The 1,570-nt window shown below is 39.8% G+C and carries 2 protein-coding genes; both read left to right on the forward strand.

Annotated features, from left to right (window positions below; genetic code table 11):
- Positions 1-220: 220 nt before the first annotated feature.
- A complete protein-coding gene (locus BN67_RS03550) occupies positions 221-823 on the forward strand; it encodes a YqaA family protein (RefSeq protein WP_019222767.1) in 603 nt (200 codons plus the stop codon).
- A gap of 18 nt (positions 824-841) precedes the next feature.
- On the forward strand, positions 842-1,414 hold the full coding sequence (locus BN67_RS03555) for a disulfide bond formation protein B (RefSeq protein WP_019222768.1): 573 nt from the start codon (positions 842-844) through the stop codon (positions 1,412-1,414).
- Positions 1,415-1,570 lie beyond the last annotated feature (156 nt).

The raw sequence follows: 1,570 nt of genomic DNA on the forward strand, positions 1-1,570 counted from the left end.
CCGAATCGTAAGAGCACTTCCCCACAAGGCTTGCAAATATCTACACCAGCTCGTAAGAGCACGCGCCCACTAAGCTTGCAAGTATCCACACACCGAATCGTAAGAGTACTCATCCACAACGCTTGCAAATATTTTCTTGCAGACTCTCAAAACACCTGTACCATCGCGTTTATAAAGTACGATTTGTAAAGTCTTTACCTCTTAGACCTATAAAGCCCTCATGATATTCAACAAACTAAAGCTTTGGACTATTTCTTTAGCAAGCCGGCGTACAGCGCCTTACTGGCTTGGATTCATTGCGTTTATTGAAAGTTCTGTTTTTCCAGTTCCGGTAGATGTTTTATATATTCCGATGACGCTTGTTCATCCTCTTAAAGCGTATCGCTATGCTCTTATCGCCACTTTATGTTCTGTTTTAGGGGGAGTTTTAGGCTGGTTTATTGGGCATTTTGCTTATGACACGCTTGCCAAACCAATTTTAGAATTTTACGGTAAAGTTGAAAGTTTTCAATCCCTACAAAACAATACTACCCTAGAATTCCTTATCATTTTACTGATCACTTCAGGTTTTTTACACCTTCCTCCTATCAAAATTGTTACGATTTTGGCAGGAGTCATGGGTGTGCATCTTGAACTTTTTATTCTCATCTGTATTCTTTCTCGAGGAGCGCGTTTTTATCTTTTGGCATGGCTCATTAAACATTTTGGGCAGAAAGCAATGAAGTTTCTTTCGCATCATTTCAAATGGATTGTCTTGATTGGTTGTGTTACCCTCCTACTTATCTATGGAATTTTTATAGCTTTTGTGAACAAACACATTTGATTTTAGGGAATATCCTCAATGTCCAATATTTTGTCCTTTAAGCAGAGTTTACACAAACATCTTCATCTTGAACCAAGCAGGAAAGAGCAAAGTTTATGGGCTTTTTTTCTCACCTTTTGCCTTTCTGTTACGATAAGTTTAGCACTTGGTTTTGAATATATAGGGGGATATCTTCCTTGCGACTTGTGTCTTATTGAGCGTTTTCCATATTATGGTGCAATACCATTTTTAATTTTAGCGGGGATTGGAACCTGGTTTTCCCGCATATCTTCTTGGATCCAACTTTTATTTTTGTGTGTTTTTATCCTTATGACCATCAGCCTTGTTTTAGCAATCTATCATACGGGTGTTGAATATGGCTTTTGGCCGGCACCTTCTAGTTGTGGGACAGGCGCAATAAAAAGAACAACAGATGTAAACCAGCTTTTTAACCGATTGAACAATATACAACCTCCTTCTTGTTCTGAAGCTTCCAAGCGTTTTCTTTTTCTTTCTTTTGCCGGTTGGAATGCCGTTGCCAGCCTCTTTTATATGCTTATTAGCCTCTATGTTGCTTCAAAAGGTTTCTTGTCGGATTATAAAAAACTGTAAAAGCAAAAAGAGCAAAACCGCACCATACTTTCTTGCTTAAGCATATATCGTCCCACACCAGAGACCGAGAGGCTACCAGACATCCACCTTCCTCTTGATATCAACAGCCTCCTCCCTCCTTCTCCCAACTCCACGCACTTCCCCACACGCCACTCT

It is taken from the genome of Bartonella rattaustraliani AUST/NH4 (assembly GCF_000312565.1).
Taxonomy (GTDB): Bacteria; Pseudomonadota; Alphaproteobacteria; order Rhizobiales; family Rhizobiaceae; genus Bartonella; species Bartonella rattaustraliani.